The following is a 15,976-nucleotide window of genomic DNA, read 5'->3' as shown; positions in this document are numbered from 1 at the left end:
ACATGTTATGAGAAAAATAATTTACCTACTACTTTTTCCTGCATTAGCAATTAGTCAATCTAAATTAGATGGTTTTGAAGATTTAATTAAGCGCAAACAATATGATAAAGCCGAAATTAAGATAACGGTTTACTTAGAAAATCACCCAAAAGATTTAGAAGCACTCGAACTATTAGGCGATACCTACGGACACCAAAAAAAATGGGACGAAGCCATAGCTATATATCAAAATTTAAGAAAAGCGAACCCGCAAAATGCTGAATACCATTATAAATATGGTGGAGCTATGGGTATGAAAGCTTTAATTTCAAGTAAAATTACTGCCATAGGTATGCTAGACGATATTGAATCGGCACTACACAAAGCAGCTAAATTAGACCCAAAACACAAAAATGTACGTTGGGCTTTGGTAGAATATTATATGAAAATACCAGCAGTTTTAGGTGGTAGTAAAAACATGGCATTAAAATATGCTTACCAGTTAGAGCAACTTTCAAAAGTAGATGGTTACTTAGCGAAAGGTTTTATTTTTGAGTCTGATGATGAACCAGAACTTGCCGAGAAATACTATAAATTAGCTATAAAAGAAAGTGGTTCATTATGGTGTTATAATAAATTAACCAACTTTTACGAAAAGCAAAAGCAACCCGAAAAAGCCATTGCAAATCTAGAAGATGCCAAAGAAAAACACAACAAAAACACCCTAGACTACGAAATGGGTAAAATAGCAGCACAATACAACATCGAGTTGCAAAAAGGCGCACAATGTTTGCAAACCTATTTAAAAAACTACTCACAAAAAGACGGTGTAACAAAAGCATGGGCGCATTACAGATTGTCTCAAATTTATGCCCATAAAAAAAATAAAGCAGCAGCTTTAAAGTATATTGATTTAGCACTTGCTGAATCGCCAAAAACCAAGCACTTTAAAGATGAAAAACAACGCATATTGAAGCTTTAAAATTTGAGTGTTACCCTGCGTCGGTTTTGAAGTTTACCTTTAGCGCAATCTAAGGTTACAATCTTTTTGCTCATACCTTATAAAAAGGATTTTAACTGCAACCCCTACGCAACCCTATCAGCAGCTTTTAGTTAAAGCCTTAGTTTACATAACTACTTTGTAAATTACAGCCTTTTTAACTTTGAAACTTTGTAACTTTGTAACTTTAATACTTAATTAATGAACGTACATTTTATAGCTATTGGTGGTTCTGCTATGCATAATCTAGCCATTGCATTGCATAATAAAGGTTACAAAGTAACAGGTAGCGATGATGAGATTTTCGAACCTTCAAAATCCAGATTAAATGCTAAAGGGATATTACCCAATACCTATGGTTGGTTTCCTGAAAAAATAAATACCAGTTTAGACGCTATTGTTTTAGGTATGCATGCCAAAGCCGATAACCCAGAGTTATTAAAAGCTCAAGAATTAGGGCTTAAAATATATAGTTATCCCGAGTTTTTGTACGAGCAATCTAAACACAAAACCCGTGTAGTTATTGGCGGTAGCCATGGAAAAACCACCATCACGTCCATGATTTTACACGTTATGCATTACCACAATCGGGATGTTGATTATATGGTAGGTGCGCAATTAGAAGGTTTTGATGTGATGGTAAAACTTACAGAAACCAACGATTTTATGGTGCTTGAAGGCGATGAATATTTAAGTTCACCTATTGATAGACGTCCAAAATTCCATTTATACAAACCCAATATTGCCCTGTTAAGCGGTATTGCTTGGGATCATATTAACGTATTCCCAACCTATGATAATTACGTAGAGCAGTTTAGCATTTTTGTAGACTCCATTGTTAGTGGCGGAAGCATTACGTATAATGAAGAAGACGCCGAAGTAAAACGTGTTGTAGAAGCTTCAGTAAATACCATCCGTAAATTGCCATACTACACGCCCGAATATACTGTTGAAGATGGTGAAACCTTATTAGAAACACCTGAAGGACCATTGCCTATTGAAGTATTTGGAAAACACAACCTAAACAACTTAGCAGGTGCTAAATGGATATGCCAACACATGGGTGTTGATGAAGACGATTTTTACGAAGCCATTGCAAGCTTTAAAGGTGCTAGCAAACGCTTAGAAAAAATAGCCGAAAGTAAAACCAGTGTTGCATACAAAGACTTTGCACATTCGCCAAGTAAGGTAGAAGCAACAACTAAAGCAGTAAAAGAGCAATATGCCAACAGAACCGTTGTAGCTTGTTTAGAATTACATACATACAGCAGTTTAAATGCCGAATTTTTAAAAGAATATAAAGGTGCATTAGATGCTGCCGATGTTGCCGTTGTGTTTTACTCGCCACACGCCGTAGAAATTAAAAAACTTAAAGAAGTAACCCACGAGCAAATAGCCACCGCTTTTGAGCGTGAAGACCTTATTATTTACACCAATCCAGATGATTTTAAAAACTTCCTGTTCTCGCAAAACTTTGATAATAAAGCGCTGCTGTTAATGAGTTCTGGTAATTATGGCGGACTTAATTTTGATGAGGTTAAGGAGCTTATTGGATAGTTTATTCCAGTGAAAGCAGGAATCTTTATTTATCTTATGGTTAACTTGTAACTTTTTATTATAAGTTTATACTTATGTGTTACATGTAGCTGTCAATGAAATTTAATAGACGTTTTTTCGATTCATCAGTAAACTTTAGGAAAATTTCTAATGAACGTTTTGTTTTAAGTTTCGTCATTAGTTTAGCTACAGCATACACTATTTACGCTTTCTTTTATGTTTTAAGAGAGGCATTCAGAGTCCTATCTTTTGGTTTTGAAAATTTTTCAAACATTTTAAGTGAATCAGACAGAAATTTTTATAATATTTTTTTTGCTGGTTTATCTTTTATTTTTGCTAACTCCATATTTATTAATTTACTTCTTAGTAAGCCACAACAAGTAGTAAGTCCACTTAATCCAAAAAGAAAAAGAATACTTAATGATCAAATTTTTTTAAGCTTTAATTTTTCATACTGGTTTACTAAAATAGGATTGGTTTTTGGGGTTTTCTCGATGTGTTGTATGGATTTTAATTTTCTTCCATATTTTAAATTTTCATCTTATTTATTATTAGGTGTATTGTATTTAGAATCATGGAAAAATTTAAGTTGTATTTTTAAAAAAAACCGGTTTAAAATTCAATTACTTCATTTGCTATTTATGATGCTTTTAGTTTTTGGATTAAGTAGAATAAATATTATAGATTATAAGGCAATAGATGCATTATCAATTAGTCAAAATCCAATTATAGACTTGCCTCATTCTGATTTTTATAGTGATAGAATGATTCAGTATGACTGGGAAGTAAGTTTTAAACTTCAATTGAATGAGAATAATGATTTAGAGATCAATACAGAGAATAAAAATAAAATTGCATTGGAAGATGTAGCTTCTTTTATTGAAGAAAGAAGAATATTTATAAGAGAAGAGCTAATGCCATTTTTAGCAGTTCGAATTTCTGCTAGCAAGAACATGCCTATTAAGTATATAAAAATGTTTGAAGCGGAGCTGTATAGTATCAACCAACGAAAAATTGTATACGATGTTCATAATGATAATTTAATGGCTTCTAGATTTGAAAAAATAGGGATTGATAAAATGATTACAGAATCGTTTTTTGAAATTAAATTAAAAAAAGATATTCCCATCCCACCAGTGCCAAATTATACTGAAAATTATCAGTTTAATGATACAGTGAATGTTTCTATTCAAAAAATGGTTAGAATAAATGGCGAGGAAATTTCAAAGGACAAACTTGTTGATAAATTCAAAAAATATATAAAACCTAAAACGTTGGTATTGTATATGTATAATGAAGATATCGTGTATCAAGATTATATAACTGTCTTGAGCTCACATTTTGCGGCAGCACATAGGTTAAGGGAAAATGAGCAAACAATTTTTAGAGCGCATGAGTACGATTATAATGAATCGTTTAGAAAGGAACAGACAATTTTAAAAGTTAAGTATCCAATAATTATTAAGGAAAACTTAATTAAAAAAGATGCCAAACGTTAGTGCGAACGTTCCAATCGTACAGATAAGAAAAGGCAAAATATTTTTTAATCTTTTACTAATAACCATGATAGTGTGTTAAGAATTATGCTATTAATTGTTTTGTAATTTAGAAAAGATAAATGATTTGGATAGTGGGCATGAGCGAGACATTTGCACTAGTCGGGGGGAAATAAGCAATTACTTATAAACTATTGTTAGCCTCAGTTATTTTATTTTACTCCAAATTTTGCCCATAATTTCGGATATCTGCTTTCCAATTCATTTTCGTCTTCTTCCCATTCATCTCCAGTAATTTTAAAATTTTCTTGAATTCCTTGAGGCATCTCATTCCCTATCTTTTTTTTATAAACTTCGGTTGGAATATAACTCAAGCCTTCCCAATCTCCATCATTTGTTTCATGGAGTTCTGAAAGTGTTTCAATATTCTTAACTGCATTTTCAAATATAGATTTTCCTTGTCCAATTAACCAACCCCGAAAATCCGAGAAACAGTCATCAGAGCATCCTCCATTTATTATATAAGCAGCAGCCCAAAAATCCCAAGTATAGATTTCTCCTCTTAATTTTCTAAATTTATTGTCAAATTCTAAAACCTCTTTTACTGTAAGTTTTTGCAATTCTTTTTTTAGTAGAGATTGTTGTTTTTCATAATCTCCAGTGCTTTCAGATTTGGTAAATTCAATAATTTTCCAAAATTTTTCTGATTCCATTGTTTTTTTAGAATCTGGATATGATATAGTGATTTCAGTATTTTGAAATTTAAAAAACTCTTTAAAACTTTCAGCAAAACCGAAATGATAAATTGCTATTGAATAGACAAAAATCATAACTAATAAAGGGATCTTATTCACAAAAGGTGTATCTAAAGTTCCTAAGCCAACTAATGCTCCTAAAATTGCTATAGAGAATAAAATTATCGAAACAATTTTCGCCCAATTCTTTCCTTTATATACCATTATTAAAAGTCCGATTGTCAATAAAAATCTTATTATTTGTTGGATAAGTTTTTTTGACTCGATTTCTGGTCTTACAGAATGATAAAAATATATTGTGTGAATTGAAATTAATAAAATACTTATTGAAATTAGTATTGTTCTTTTTTTTCCAAGTTTAGTTAATTCGTTCATTTTTTGGTTAATTGTGGCTAATATTTATGCATAAGAATAATGCGATTTTGTGTTTGAGGATTTTCGGTTTATCACAGATTTTAGTAAATCCGTCAGGATTCGGACGTAATCGAATCCGCTGTAATTGTGATTATACATTGCTAGTGAAAGTTTTTTCTTTTTTCAATTCGTCAACACTTTGGTATCCTTTAAAAATCATAAACAACGCATACAAGTGGACTCCAGAACTTAGCCAATCCTGAAATGCTAATAAAATCAAAGCGTCTATTCCATAAATTATCATTCCAATAATGAAAGCTGTTTTACTCAAATTTTTAGAAAAATGCCAAATAATCGCAAAAATTCCAGAAATTAAGATACTTATTATTACTCCTAATAAATTTAAATCTCCAAAAATTCCAATATAAATTCCTTCAAAAAGTTGAGTAATTCCAAGTCCAAAAATAAATGAAACTTGCCCACCAAAATATAGGATTAAAGTGTTTATCACAGATAAGCCAAAAATCCAAATAAACCATTGCGAACCATTACTTAATTTTGCAGTACTTTCAACTTCTTGAATACTTGGTATAGAATCTAATTTTTTTCTCTCAATAGAATCTTCTTTAAAATTCTCACAAGTTTCTTCAAAGTCAGCGATTTCATTTGTTAAGTTGCAGACTAGTCCTTTTTTTATATCCATTTTCCTATTCAGGCAAATTTTGCAATATGATAAATGTTGTTCTCTTGTCATTCCACTGTTGGTTTTAATTTTTGCTAAAACAACTGGATAAAAACAATTGTTTATATGTAATTTATATGCCTACGAATATAATAAAAATCCTCTTACATAAATTAATTTTTAAATACTCGGTTACTATTTGTCGATTGTTTAAAATGGATTTTATTTTAGTCTGCTTTTACATTTTATAGATATTTTACTAAAGAAACCGTTGCATAATAGTTTTGGCATTACCTTTAAAGTATTCATCAATACGGTTATTTGTAACGTATAAAATCCTATTTTTACTTTATACTTTGGCACAGGCTATTGGTATGCTTACAACAATTTTACAAACCCGATGGTATATGTTATAATGGTCATTTTACTTAAAAAAAATTATGAATCGAACACGATTAAGAGCAAATAATATATTAAATGCAGGTTTGATGTATGTGCTACTATGCAATTTTTTATTTTTTGAAGTAAATGCACAACAGCCTGAAAATAATAACGAAATACCTTTTAGTGAAAACGATGAAGGCTTTTTGCCAATATTTGATGGTAAAACCTTAACAGATTGGATTGGAGACCCAACTTATTGGCGTGTTGAAAATGGTAATTTGGTTGGAGAAATTACGCCAGAAACTATTTTAAAAACAAATAGTTTTATTATTTGGCAAGGCGACCAACCAACTGATTTTGAATTAAAATTGGAGTATAGAATTTCTGAAGCTGGGAATAGTGGCATTAATTACCGAAGTGAGCTTATTGCAGATGTGCCGTTTGCGCTACGAGGTTATCAGGCAGATATTGATGGCAAGAATAGATATACAGGGCAAAACTACGAAGAGCGAAAACGTACTACTTTAGCTTACCGAGGTGAAAAAGTTATCATTGAAAATAAAGATAGCGTAGTTGATTTAAAATCAAACATTGAAAAGAATTGTTGGCAAATTAGAGAAGTTTTAGAATCTTTAGGCAATTCTGATATTTTAAAATTAGAAATTAAAAATGGCGAATGGAACCAAGTACATCTTATAATTAAAGGCAACAGATTACAACATTATGTTAATGATGTTTTGATGAGTGACGTTATTGATGCCGATTTAATTAATCAAGCATTTTCTGGTTATTTAGGCGTACAGGTTCATGTTGGTCCACCTATGAAAGTAGAATACAGAAATATTCTGCTTAAAAAGCTGTAATTATATTATTACTATAGTTAATTGGTTTGCCCAACGCTGTTTACTTCAATCCAATAGCCATCTGGATCTTGAAAAAACACTTGTTTTATACCATCTGCCCGAATACTAATTATATTTAGGTTACCTTCCCAATCGGTATAATTAATATGCATGGATTTAAGTTTTTCAATAAATGCGTCAAAATCTGATGTTGTTAATGCCATATGAACAGCTTTGGTTACAATTATAGCACCTTCAAAATCTGAAATTAAATGCAATTCTTTACCATCACCAAGTGAAAGCCATTTTCGGCTATCTTTTTTTGTTTTATTTGTTATTTCTTTAAGGTTAAGTGTGTTTTTATAGAACTGAGCAGATTGTTCAAGGTTTTTTACAGACAACGCTACATGATTGAAAGTCATAGAAAAATCAGTGTTGTTTTGTGTGTGTGTTGTGTTGTTAAACAGAATTAAAAGGCAAATTAAACTAATTTCTTTCATTTCAAATGATGTTATTTAAGCCTTTCTTTAAAAAAGGCAATGGTTCTATCCCAAGCCAATGTTGCTGCTTTATCATCATAACGCGGTGTGGTATTGTTATGAAAGCCATGATTTACATCGGGGTAAAAATGGGCAGCATATTCTACGTTATTAGCTTTTAAAACGGTTTGGTAAGCATCCCAACCTTCATTTACACGGGTATCTAAACCAGCGTAATGTAGTTGTAATGGTGTTTTTATTTTTGCTGCTTCTTCGGCAGTTGGTTGTCCGCCATAAAAAGGAACAGCTGCTTTTAAGGTTGGTAGGTTTACGGCCATCATATTTGCTATCCAACCACCAAAACAAAAACCAACCACACCTATGTTGCCATCGCAATGTTCGTGGGTGCTTAAATAGTTAAACGCCGCTATAAAATCTTCAAGCATGTCGTTTCGGTCGCGTTTTTTTTGAAGTTCACGTCCATCATCATCATTTCCAGGGTAACCACCTAATGGAGACAACGCATCGGGTGCTAGTGAAATGAAACCATCTAGTGCTGCACGCCTGCCAACATCTTCAATATAAGGGTTTAAACCTCGGTTTTCGTGTACTACAATAATGCCAGGTAATTTATCTATTGTGTTATTAGGCATTGACAGTAAGCCTTTAATAATACCACCACCTTTAGGTGAAGGGTAGGTAATATAATCAGAATCTAAGCGTTCATCATCTGGTTTTACTAATAGTGAATCGATATAATTAGGTGACATAAAACTTAGTAAAGACGCTACGGTTATACCGCCAATGGCGTACAATGAGAGCTTTTCAACAAATTGACGTCTGCCAATTTTATTATGAGCATAATCATCATATAAATCAAAAACTTCTTGATTGATATCTTCTTTAGTTAGTTTTTTCATCTTTGTAAGTTTTTATTTTTCAGTATTATAGCCCTAAGTTATTTAAAAAATCCCACATACGTTTGCTTAAATTGCTGTTTTGTTCTTCATTAAACTTGCCATGAACGCCACCAGTAATGGTTAAAAATTCGGTTTTAATACCATTGGCTTTTAGTTTTTCATAAAGAACTACAGATTGTTGGTAAGGAACCGTTGGATCTGCATCACCATGAACTATAAATGTGGGTGGACTTTGGTTGTTTACATGGTAAAGCGGCGAAACAGATTCTATGAAAGAGGTATTGTTGTAGTTGGTTCCTAGCCAGTTTTTTGCCGATTTCCATTTTGATAAAGGTGTTAATCGGTAACACCATATTTATCAACAATAGCAGCTATTTTAATGGTTTTGTCATGGTTGCAATTGGTGTCGAAGCGTTTATCATTTCCTAATAAACCAGTCATAAGTGCTAAATGACCGCCAGATGAACCACCCATAATAACAATTTTATTTGTATCTATATTTAAAGCTTTGGCATTTTTGATGATGTATATTAAAGCGCATCGCACATCTTCAATAGCAGCAGGTGCAGGAGCAACATTTACCAAGCGGTACTCTACGTTTGCTACAGCATAACCATTTTTAAACCAGGAACCAAAACCAGTTTGCGATTCTTTTTCACCATGATTCCAACCACCACCGTGAATGTTGATAACAATAGGTGTTGGGGTTTTGGTAGTTGGGTTTGTGTAAATATCCATGCGCCCATTCCAACCATTCACTTGTGTATAAACTACATCAATTTGACTTTGGTAACCATCAGGAAACTTTACTGGCTTATAAGTTTGTTCTTGTGAATGTGTAGTAATTACACATAAAAGGTTGAAAATTATTAATAAAAACAACTGTTTCATGTGTAAACAAGGTATTTGTATTTAGAGTTACAGCCCTAAGTTATTCAAAAATTTCCAAATACTTTTGCTTAAAAGGATGTTTTGTTTTTGGGTGAAATTTCCATGTCTGCCTTTTTTAATAGTTAAAAGACGGGTTTTTACCTTGTAAACTTTTAAACGTTTGTAGAGTATTAGCGATTGTTTGTAAGGCACAACAGGATCTGCATCACCATGAGCTATAAAAATAGGAGGACTGTTTTGTGATATGTAATTTATAGGCGATACTTTTTTTACAAATTCGGCATCAATATTATTAAGCCCTAGCCAATCTCTTGGCGAATTTCTATAGGCAAGTGGTGTTAAGTCGGTAACGCCATATTTATCAATAATAGCAGCTACTTTAATGTTTTCGGAGTTTGGGCAATTGCTATCAAAACTATTATTGTCGGCCAATAAACCAGCCATAAGTGCTAAATGCCCGCCAGCAGAACCGCCCATAATAACAATTTTATTGGTGTCTATATTTAGTTTTTTTGCATTTCTATAAATGTATAACAACGCACAACGTACATCTTGAATGGCAGCAGGCGCAGGTGCTACATCTACCAAACGGTAGCTTACATTGGCAACGGCATAACCATTACTAAAAAAGGTTTCAAGACCTGTTTGCGATTCTTTCTGTCCGCTTTTCCAACCGCCGCCATGTATATTAATTACAATAGGTGTTGGTGTTTTGGCATTCGGGTTTGTAAAAATATCCATGTAGCCTTTCCAGTTATTAACTTGGGTGTAAACTACATCAATTTCTGCGGTGTAATCATCAGGATATTCAACAGATGTGTATTCTTTTTCTTGAGCAAAGAAAATGTGTGTATAGCAAAAAAAAGCCATGATGAGCATGATGTACTTCATAAACAAGTAGCTATGTATTAAAATATATTATTTAAAAAATACGCTATACTTTGTTGGTTGGCGCGTATTAATTCGGCTCGGGCATTTTCAATATCTTGAGGTTTTTTGTCTTGCGAGAGTTTAAATTTGCCTTCCCAAGCATCAATTGTAATTTCAAACATATCAATATAATCTAAAGCACCAAGCATACGTTGGTTGTCGGGTTCTAAAATGTATTTGTGTTCAGGAGCTTCAAGAAATTCAGTCATTTTAATAATCGATTCTTTTAAAGCCTCTTTACTTTCAATAGCATTAACCGTGCCTTTTAGGTGTACTTTAATATAATTCCAAGTTGGTAATTGTGTAGTTGTATAAATACTTGGCGAAATATAGCATTGCGGACCTGAAAATAAAACAGTAATAGGTAAACTGTTTTTTAGCAATGCTGCTTGGGGATTTTGCTTATCGATATGACCAATTAATCTTCCAGCTTCATTATAAATTAAAGGTAAGTGCGTAATAAGTGGTTCGTTGTTTTTTACCGAAATGATGGTGGCCAATGGGTAGGTTTTAATCACTTCAATCATGTGATTAATGTTAGTATCTTGATGTATTTTTGGTGGATAATTCAAACAGATTTACAATTTTAAATTTACGATTATTGGTTTATAAAAGTACAATATATATCTTTACTTAATGCAAGAAAAACAAGCCTCGTTTTCAATAAAAAATTGGAGTCAAGACGACCAACCACGGGAGAAATTACTAAACAAAGGTAAAGCTACTTTAAGCGATGCCGAATTGGTTGCTATTTTAATTGGTTCTGGTAACAGAAATGAAAGTGCAGTTGATTTATGCAAGCGTATTTTAGCGAGTGTTGATAATAATTTGAATGCACTTGGCAAGCTTTCCATCAAGCAACTTATGGAATTTAAAGGTATTGGTGAAGCTAAGGCCATTACCATTGCAGCAGCTTTAGAATTAGGTAGAAGGCGAAGAGGCGAGGAGGCTTTACAGAAAAAACAAATAAGTTCAAGTAAATCGGTTTTTGAGTTGATGCAACCCGTAATTGGTGAATTGCAACATGAGGAGTTTTGGATAATTTATTTAAACAATTCTAATAAAGTAATTCAAAAAAATCAATTAAGCAAAGGCGGTATTACAGGCACGTTGGTTGATGTGCGATTGGTACTAAAAAACGCTTTAGAAGTTGGTGCTGTTGGATTAATTTTAGCACACAACCATCCATCGGGCACATTAAAACCTAGTGAAGCCGATAAACAAATAACAAACAAACTAAAGGTAGCCGCAGAAAGTTTAGATATAAAAGTGTTAGACCACCTTATTATAACCGAAAATGCATACTTTAGTTTTGCCGATGAAAACCTTATGTAAGGTTAATGATAAAAATGAAAACAATTTCAATAAATTTTAATTAATAGGATTTTTGGATTTTGGAATTTTAATATTGGAATTAATGTTTTAGATGCTTTTAGTTTACACACATACCATTTCACCACGATTAAAATACGTTTTTAAGCATATTTGTACACGTATTTTAGGAATTGAAGTGTCGTTTACAACCAAAATTGAAGCATTTATTGCTCATGACAGTTTAAAAATATCATACACCAAACAACAATTAAGCAATGAGTTTTTTATAAAAAGTCATGATATTTTATTTGAACAAGGTTTAAATGATATTGATATTAATGTATTAAAATGGGACGATACAAAGTGTTTCTTTTTTAATGGTGAAAAAAGCGCTATTCCTTTTGATGTTTTTGCAGCATCATTTTATTTATTATCCAGATATGAAGAGTATTTACCACACGTAAAAGACGAATACGGACGGTTTTTAGCTACTGAAAGTATAGCTTTTAAAAACGGATTTTTACACCAACCCGTAGTAGATATTTGGGCACATAAATTTAAGGAAGCGCTACAAAGTCACTTTCCTGAATTTGTATTTCCTCAAAAACAATACAGTATCAAACCAATTATAGATGTGCCAAGTCCGTATCATTATAAACTAAAAGGCATTATGCGAAGTTTTGGAGGCGTTGTAAAAGATATATTTGCCTTAAAACTTAAAAATTTGTACAACAGGTTTATGGTAATTTTTGGTTTGAAGCACGACCCGTACGACACCTTTAAGTACATTGTAAACAAGCAAAAACAAAGTAAATTTAAGTTTCTTTTTTTCTTCTTAATAGGCGATTACTCAACCTACGATAAAGGCATCAACCCAAATAAAAAGCAGTTTATTTCACTTATAAAACACGTTGCCGATTACTGTGAGGTTGGTTTAAAAACATCATTTTTCGCCATTGATAGCTTTTCTGTTTTAAAGAAAGAAAAGCAAAAAATGGAAGATATTTTGAACACCACATTAAAAGCATCACGCCAATCGTTTTCAAAACTAAACTTACCAGAATCGTATAGAAATTTAATAGAGTTAGAGATTTTAGAAGATTATACAATGGGTTACGTCAATCAAATAGGGTTTCGAGCAGGTTCTTGCACACCGTTCTTCTTTTACGATTTAGATTATGAAATTCAAACACCTCTTAAAATACATTCGTATCATGTGATGGATTATGTGTTATTAAAAAACCAGTCATTATTAGATAAAAAGAAAACGTTAAATAAGATAATTAATGAAGTGAAGCAAGTAAATGGTGAGTTTGTTCCTGTTTTTCATAATTATACCTTTAGCGATATTGAACGTTGGCAAGGATTTAAAGAATTGTTTAATATTATTTTAGAATCAGGACATGAAAATTAATGGTATAACAGATGTTTTTTTTGATTTAGACCATACCCTTTGGGATTTTGATAAAAACTCCGAGTTAACATTCGATAAGATTTTCAAAATGAATGCAATAAACATTAATTTGAAAGAGTTTTTATCACATTATCGCGATATCAACTTTCAATATTGGAAGTTATATAGAGATGCTGAAATTAAAAAAGAAGTATTGCGTTTTGGTCGTTTAAAAGACACATTTACAGCAACAAACGTGCATGTTGATGATGCCATGATTGAGAAATTATCAAACGATTATATTACCTATTTAACCGATAATAATTATTTATTTGAGAATACCATTGAAATTCTAGATTATTTAAGTTTGAAGTATAACCTGCATATTATTTCAAACGGATTTGAAGAAGTTCAGTATAGAAAATTAACAAAATCAAACATTCACCATTATTTTAAAACAATTACAAATGGTGAAGATATTGGTATAAAAAAACCACATCCACAAATTTTTCATTATGCTTTAGAAAAAGCGCAAACAGAAGTAACTAGAAGCATCATGATAGGTGATGGTTATGAAGCAGATATTGAAGGTGCTTTAAATGTAGGAATGGATGTTATTTATTTTGATACCAATAACATGAAAAATGAAACAACCGTTAAACAAATTAAAGGCTTAATAGAATTAAAAAAATACTTATAAAGTGTATCTTTACAACAAGAGTTAAAATTATAAATTAAAAAAATGAAAGCTAAATATATTGCAATACTTCTAATGTTCTTTACAGCATCAAGTCTGTTTTCACAATCTAAATTAAACAATTATAAATATGTAATTGTACCAAATAAATACGATTTTTTAAAAGAAAACGACCAATACCAATTAAATTCTTTAACCGAATTTTTATTTAATAAATATGGTTTTAAGGCACTAATGGAAGGTAGTAAATACCCAGACGATTTGGTTAAAAACAGATGTTTAGCATTAAAATCTAATTTAATAAAAGATTCAGGTATGTTTAAAACGAAGTTGGCAATAGAACTTAAAAATTGTGACGACCAAGTTGTTTTTACTTCTGATATAGGTGAAAGTAGAGAAAAAGAATATAATCGAGCGTATACAGAAGCATTGCGTGCAGCTTTTGAATCTGTTGAAGCTTTAAATTATAAATACGAACCAAGTACTTCGGTTGCAACAACAACAATTATAGAAGAGAAAGTAATAGCTAACGAAGTTTCAAAAGAAATACAGCAATTAAAAGAAGAAATTCAAAACCTAAAAAAGGAAAAAGAAACTGTAATAGCAGATAAAGTTGAAACAAAAGTAGAAACCGTAACAGAAACTCCTGTTAAGGAAGTTATAGTGAAAGAACCTGTAATTGTTAACACACCTGTAAACGAAGTGCCAACAGGTGTTTTATATGCACAAGTAATAGAAAATGGGTTTCAATTAGTTGATAGTACACCCAAAGTAGTTTACAAAATAAAAAAAACAGGTATTGCTGATGTTTTTTTAGTAGAAAACAAAAACGCTACGCTATACAAAAAAGTTAATAACTGGATTTTAGAATATTATGAAAACAATGTTTTAAAACAGGAAGTGCTTAATATCAAGTTTTAATAAACATTACGTTTTTTGTCGTTAAAGTATTAAGCTGAAATAAATTTTCCCATTTAACAACACACAACTTAACAACAAGCTAATACCCATATTTATCTTTCCAACGCTGTCTTAAAAACGCTCTATCGGTATTTTCTCTAGCGTTGTTTCCAGGGTCGTAAAGCTTTGTATTTTTTAAGGCATCGGGCATAAACTCTTGGTTGGCAAAGTTATTTTCGTAATTATGTGCGTATTGATAGTTTTCGCCATAACCAAGCTCTTTCATAAGTTTGGTTGGTGCATTTCTAATATCTAAAGGCACCGATAAATCACCCGTTTCACGCACCAATTGTTGTGCTTTGCCAATAGCTGTGTAAGATGCGTTACTTTTTGGCGAACAAGCCAAATAAGTAGCACATTGACTTAATAAAATTCTAGATTCTGGATAACCAATAGTAGCAACTGCCTGAAATGTGTTATTTGCAATAACCAATGCCGTTGGGTTGGCATTACCAATATCTTCGCTTGACAGAATTAATAAACGTCTAGCAATAAATTTTACATCTTCACCACCTTCAATCATGCGAGCTAACCAATACACGGCAGCATTTGGGTCGCTACCACGAATAGATTTTATAAAAGCCGAAATAATATCATAATGCTGTTCGCCAGTTTTATCATAGCGTGCTGTGTTGTTTTGAATTTTTTGTGATACTAATGCATCAGTAATCGTAATATCATCCGAGTCTTCAGAATTCACTATTAATTCAAAAATATTCAACAGTTTTCTAGCATCACCACCAGAAAGCCTTAAAATAGCAGTTGTTTCTTCAAGTTTTATGTTTTTTTTAGATAAATGTACATCCGTTTCAATAGCGCGTTTTAAAAGCGTCTCTAAATCATTTTTGTTAAACGCATTTAAAATATAAACTTGGCAACGCGATAAAAGTGCAGGAATAACCTCAAAACTAGGGTTTTCGGTAGTTGCCCCAATTAGCGTAATCCAACCCTTTTCAACAGCTTGTAGTAATGAATCTTGTTGCGATTTACTAAACCTATGTATTTCATCAATAAACAAAATAGGGTTTTTAGTAGTAAATAAACCACCACTTTGTTTAGCCTTATCAATAACATCCCGAATATCTTTAACGCCCGAATTTATGGCACTCAAAGCGAAAAAAGGTCTGCCAGATTCCGATGCTATAATATTAGCCAAGGTTGTTTTACCAGTACCCGGCGGACCCCAAAAAATCATCGACGGAATCAAACCTTGTTTTATATGTTGCGTTAACGTACCATGTGTACCAACTAAGTGGGTTTGACTCACATAGTCGGCTAAAGTTTTGGGTCTTAAACGTTCTGCTAAAGGCTCATTCATATTGTAAAATTAACTATTTCTTGTT

17 protein-coding genes are annotated in these 15,976 nt (G+C 32.0%); 8 read left to right on the top strand and 9 right to left on the bottom strand.

The genetic code is table 11. The annotated features are described in order from the left end of the window. Positions 1-7: 7 nt before the first annotated feature. From ACFQ1R_RS07390 to ACFQ1R_RS07380, 3 genes are all read left to right on the top strand, one after another. Positions 8-961, top strand: a complete 954-nt coding sequence (locus ACFQ1R_RS07390) for a tetratricopeptide repeat protein (RefSeq protein ID WP_379925494.1) — start codon at positions 8-10, stop codon at positions 959-961. Between the two features lie 219 nt (positions 962-1,180). Further along, positions 1,181-2,536: a UDP-N-acetylmuramate--L-alanine ligase gene (locus ACFQ1R_RS07385; RefSeq protein WP_379925493.1), complete on the top strand. Its 1,356-nt coding sequence runs from the start codon at positions 1,181-1,183 to the stop codon at positions 2,534-2,536. Positions 2,537-2,631: 95 nt separating this feature from the next. Further along, positions 2,632-4,035 (top strand): hypothetical protein, encoded by a 1,404-nt coding sequence (locus ACFQ1R_RS07380; RefSeq protein ID WP_379925492.1) that lies wholly within the window; start codon positions 2,632-2,634, stop codon positions 4,033-4,035. 209 nt (positions 4,036-4,244) lie between these two features. On the opposite strand, the gene ACFQ1R_RS07375 is transcribed toward ACFQ1R_RS07380, so the two are convergent. After that, positions 4,245-5,162 (bottom strand): DUF4240 domain-containing protein, encoded by a 918-nt coding sequence (locus tag ACFQ1R_RS07375; protein ID WP_379925491.1) that lies wholly within the window; start codon positions 5,160-5,162, stop codon positions 4,245-4,247. Positions 5,163-5,292: 130 nt separating this feature from the next. Continuing rightward, complete coding sequence (locus ACFQ1R_RS07370) at positions 5,293-5,895, bottom strand: hypothetical protein (protein ID WP_379925490.1); 603 nt, start codon at positions 5,893-5,895, stop codon at positions 5,293-5,295. Between the two features lie 368 nt (positions 5,896-6,263). Here ACFQ1R_RS07370 and ACFQ1R_RS07365 point away from each other — a divergent pair, with 368 nt between their 5' ends. Further along, on the top strand, positions 6,264-7,070 hold the full coding sequence (locus tag ACFQ1R_RS07365) for a 3-keto-disaccharide hydrolase (RefSeq protein WP_379925489.1): 807 nt from the start codon (positions 6,264-6,266) through the stop codon (positions 7,068-7,070). A 17-nt stretch (positions 7,071-7,087) separates the two neighbouring features. Here the strand turns inward: ACFQ1R_RS07365 and ACFQ1R_RS07360 are convergent, their stop codons facing one another. The 6 genes from ACFQ1R_RS07360 to ACFQ1R_RS07335 are packed head-to-tail and all read right to left on the bottom strand — an operon-like array spanning position 7,088 to position 10,841. Then, entirely contained in the window at positions 7,088-7,549 is a 462-nt protein-coding gene (locus ACFQ1R_RS07360) for a VOC family protein (RefSeq protein WP_379925488.1), read from the bottom strand. Positions 7,550-7,560: 11 nt separating this feature from the next. Beyond that, on the bottom strand, positions 7,561-8,448 hold the full coding sequence (locus ACFQ1R_RS07355) for a dienelactone hydrolase family protein (RefSeq protein WP_379925486.1): 888 nt from the start codon (positions 8,446-8,448) through the stop codon (positions 7,561-7,563). A gap of 25 nt (positions 8,449-8,473) precedes the next feature. Beyond that, on the bottom strand, positions 8,474-8,803 hold the full coding sequence (locus ACFQ1R_RS07350; RefSeq protein ID WP_379926321.1) for a prolyl oligopeptidase family serine peptidase: 330 nt from the start codon (positions 8,801-8,803) through the stop codon (positions 8,474-8,476). Beyond that, entirely contained in the window at positions 8,785-9,339 is a 555-nt protein-coding gene (locus ACFQ1R_RS07345; protein WP_379925485.1) for an alpha/beta hydrolase fold domain-containing protein, read from the bottom strand. Before ACFQ1R_RS07345 ends, ACFQ1R_RS07350 begins: the two co-directional genes overlap by 19 nt. 27 nt (positions 9,340-9,366) lie before the next feature. After that, entirely contained in the window at positions 9,367-10,230 is an 864-nt protein-coding gene (locus tag ACFQ1R_RS07340; RefSeq protein WP_379925484.1) for an alpha/beta hydrolase fold domain-containing protein, read from the bottom strand. A 17-nt stretch (positions 10,231-10,247) separates the two neighbouring features. Then, positions 10,248-10,841 (bottom strand): FMN-binding negative transcriptional regulator, encoded by a 594-nt coding sequence (locus ACFQ1R_RS07335; protein ID WP_379925483.1) that lies wholly within the window; start codon positions 10,839-10,841, stop codon positions 10,248-10,250. 64 nt (positions 10,842-10,905) lie between these two features. Between ACFQ1R_RS07335 and radC the strand changes: the two genes are divergently transcribed. The 4 genes from radC to ACFQ1R_RS07315 all read left to right on the top strand — a co-directional run bounded on the left by radC (position 10,906) and on the right by ACFQ1R_RS07315 (position 14,594). After that, positions 10,906-11,604 (top strand): RadC family protein, encoded by a 699-nt coding sequence (gene radC, locus ACFQ1R_RS07330; protein ID WP_379925482.1) that lies wholly within the window; start codon positions 10,906-10,908, stop codon positions 11,602-11,604. Between the two features lie 91 nt (positions 11,605-11,695). After that, the gene (locus tag ACFQ1R_RS07325; protein ID WP_379925481.1) at positions 11,696-12,997 is read left to right on the top strand and encodes a polysaccharide deacetylase family protein; all 1,302 of its coding nucleotides are present in this window, start codon (positions 11,696-11,698) and stop codon (positions 12,995-12,997) included. After that, positions 12,987-13,676 (top strand): YjjG family noncanonical pyrimidine nucleotidase, encoded by a 690-nt coding sequence (locus tag ACFQ1R_RS07320; protein WP_379925480.1) that lies wholly within the window; start codon positions 12,987-12,989, stop codon positions 13,674-13,676. The genes ACFQ1R_RS07325 and ACFQ1R_RS07320 overlap by 11 nt, the downstream gene beginning before the upstream one ends. A 42-nt stretch (positions 13,677-13,718) precedes the next feature. Then, complete coding sequence (locus ACFQ1R_RS07315; RefSeq protein WP_379925479.1) at positions 13,719-14,594, top strand: hypothetical protein; 876 nt, start codon at positions 13,719-13,721, stop codon at positions 14,592-14,594. Positions 14,595-14,673: 79 nt separating this feature from the next. On the opposite strand, the gene ACFQ1R_RS07310 is transcribed toward ACFQ1R_RS07315, so the two are convergent. After that, positions 14,674-15,951, bottom strand: a complete 1,278-nt coding sequence (locus ACFQ1R_RS07310) for a replication-associated recombination protein A (protein WP_379925478.1) — start codon at positions 15,949-15,951, stop codon at positions 14,674-14,676. Positions 15,952-15,976: the final 25 nt, after the last annotated feature.

The organism is Mariniflexile jejuense (genome assembly GCF_042675665.1).
Lineage (GTDB): Bacteria > Bacteroidota > Bacteroidia > Flavobacteriales > Flavobacteriaceae > Mariniflexile > Mariniflexile jejuense.
The sequence above is the reverse complement of the archived record's forward strand: the minus strand, read 5'-3'. Positions and strand labels throughout refer to the sequence as shown.

What these genes read in the sequence shown, in the direction of transcription:
- ACFQ1R_RS07390 (WP_379925494.1), top strand. Translation starts at nt 8, where the DNA reads ATGAGAAAAATAATTTACCTACTACTTTTTCCTGCATTAGCAATTAGT.
- ACFQ1R_RS07385 (WP_379925493.1), top strand. Translation starts at nt 1,181, where the DNA reads ATGAACGTACATTTTATAGCTATTGGTGGTTCTGCTATGCATAATCTA.
- ACFQ1R_RS07380 (WP_379925492.1), top strand. Translation starts at nt 2,632, where the DNA reads ATGAAATTTAATAGACGTTTTTTCGATTCATCAGTAAACTTTAGGAAA.
- ACFQ1R_RS07375 (WP_379925491.1), bottom strand. Translation starts at nt 5,162, where the DNA reads ATGAACGAATTAACTAAACTTGGAAAAAAAAGAACAATACTAATTTCA.
- ACFQ1R_RS07370 (WP_379925490.1), bottom strand. Translation starts at nt 5,895, where the DNA reads ATGACAAGAGAACAACATTTATCATATTGCAAAATTTGCCTGAATAGG.
- ACFQ1R_RS07365 (WP_379925489.1), top strand. Translation starts at nt 6,264, where the DNA reads ATGAATCGAACACGATTAAGAGCAAATAATATATTAAATGCAGGTTTG.
- ACFQ1R_RS07360 (WP_379925488.1), bottom strand. Translation starts at nt 7,549, where the DNA reads ATGAAAGAAATTAGTTTAATTTGCCTTTTAATTCTGTTTAACAACACA.
- ACFQ1R_RS07355 (WP_379925486.1), bottom strand. Translation starts at nt 8,448, where the DNA reads ATGAAAAAACTAACTAAAGAAGATATCAATCAAGAAGTTTTTGATTTA.
- ACFQ1R_RS07345 (WP_379925485.1), bottom strand. Translation starts at nt 9,339, where the DNA reads ATGAAACAGTTGTTTTTATTAATAATTTTCAACCTTTTATGTGTAATT.
- ACFQ1R_RS07340 (WP_379925484.1), bottom strand. Translation starts at nt 10,230, where the DNA reads ATGAAGTACATCATGCTCATCATGGCTTTTTTTTGCTATACACACATT.
- radC (WP_379925482.1), top strand. Translation starts at nt 10,906, where the DNA reads ATGCAAGAAAAACAAGCCTCGTTTTCAATAAAAAATTGGAGTCAAGAC.
- ACFQ1R_RS07325 (WP_379925481.1), top strand. Translation starts at nt 11,696, where the DNA reads ATGCTTTTAGTTTACACACATACCATTTCACCACGATTAAAATACGTT.
- ACFQ1R_RS07320 (WP_379925480.1), top strand. Translation starts at nt 12,987, where the DNA reads ATGAAAATTAATGGTATAACAGATGTTTTTTTTGATTTAGACCATACC.
- ACFQ1R_RS07315 (WP_379925479.1), top strand. Translation starts at nt 13,719, where the DNA reads ATGAAAGCTAAATATATTGCAATACTTCTAATGTTCTTTACAGCATCA.
- ACFQ1R_RS07310 (WP_379925478.1), bottom strand. Translation starts at nt 15,951, where the DNA reads ATGAATGAGCCTTTAGCAGAACGTTTAAGACCCAAAACTTTAGCCGAC.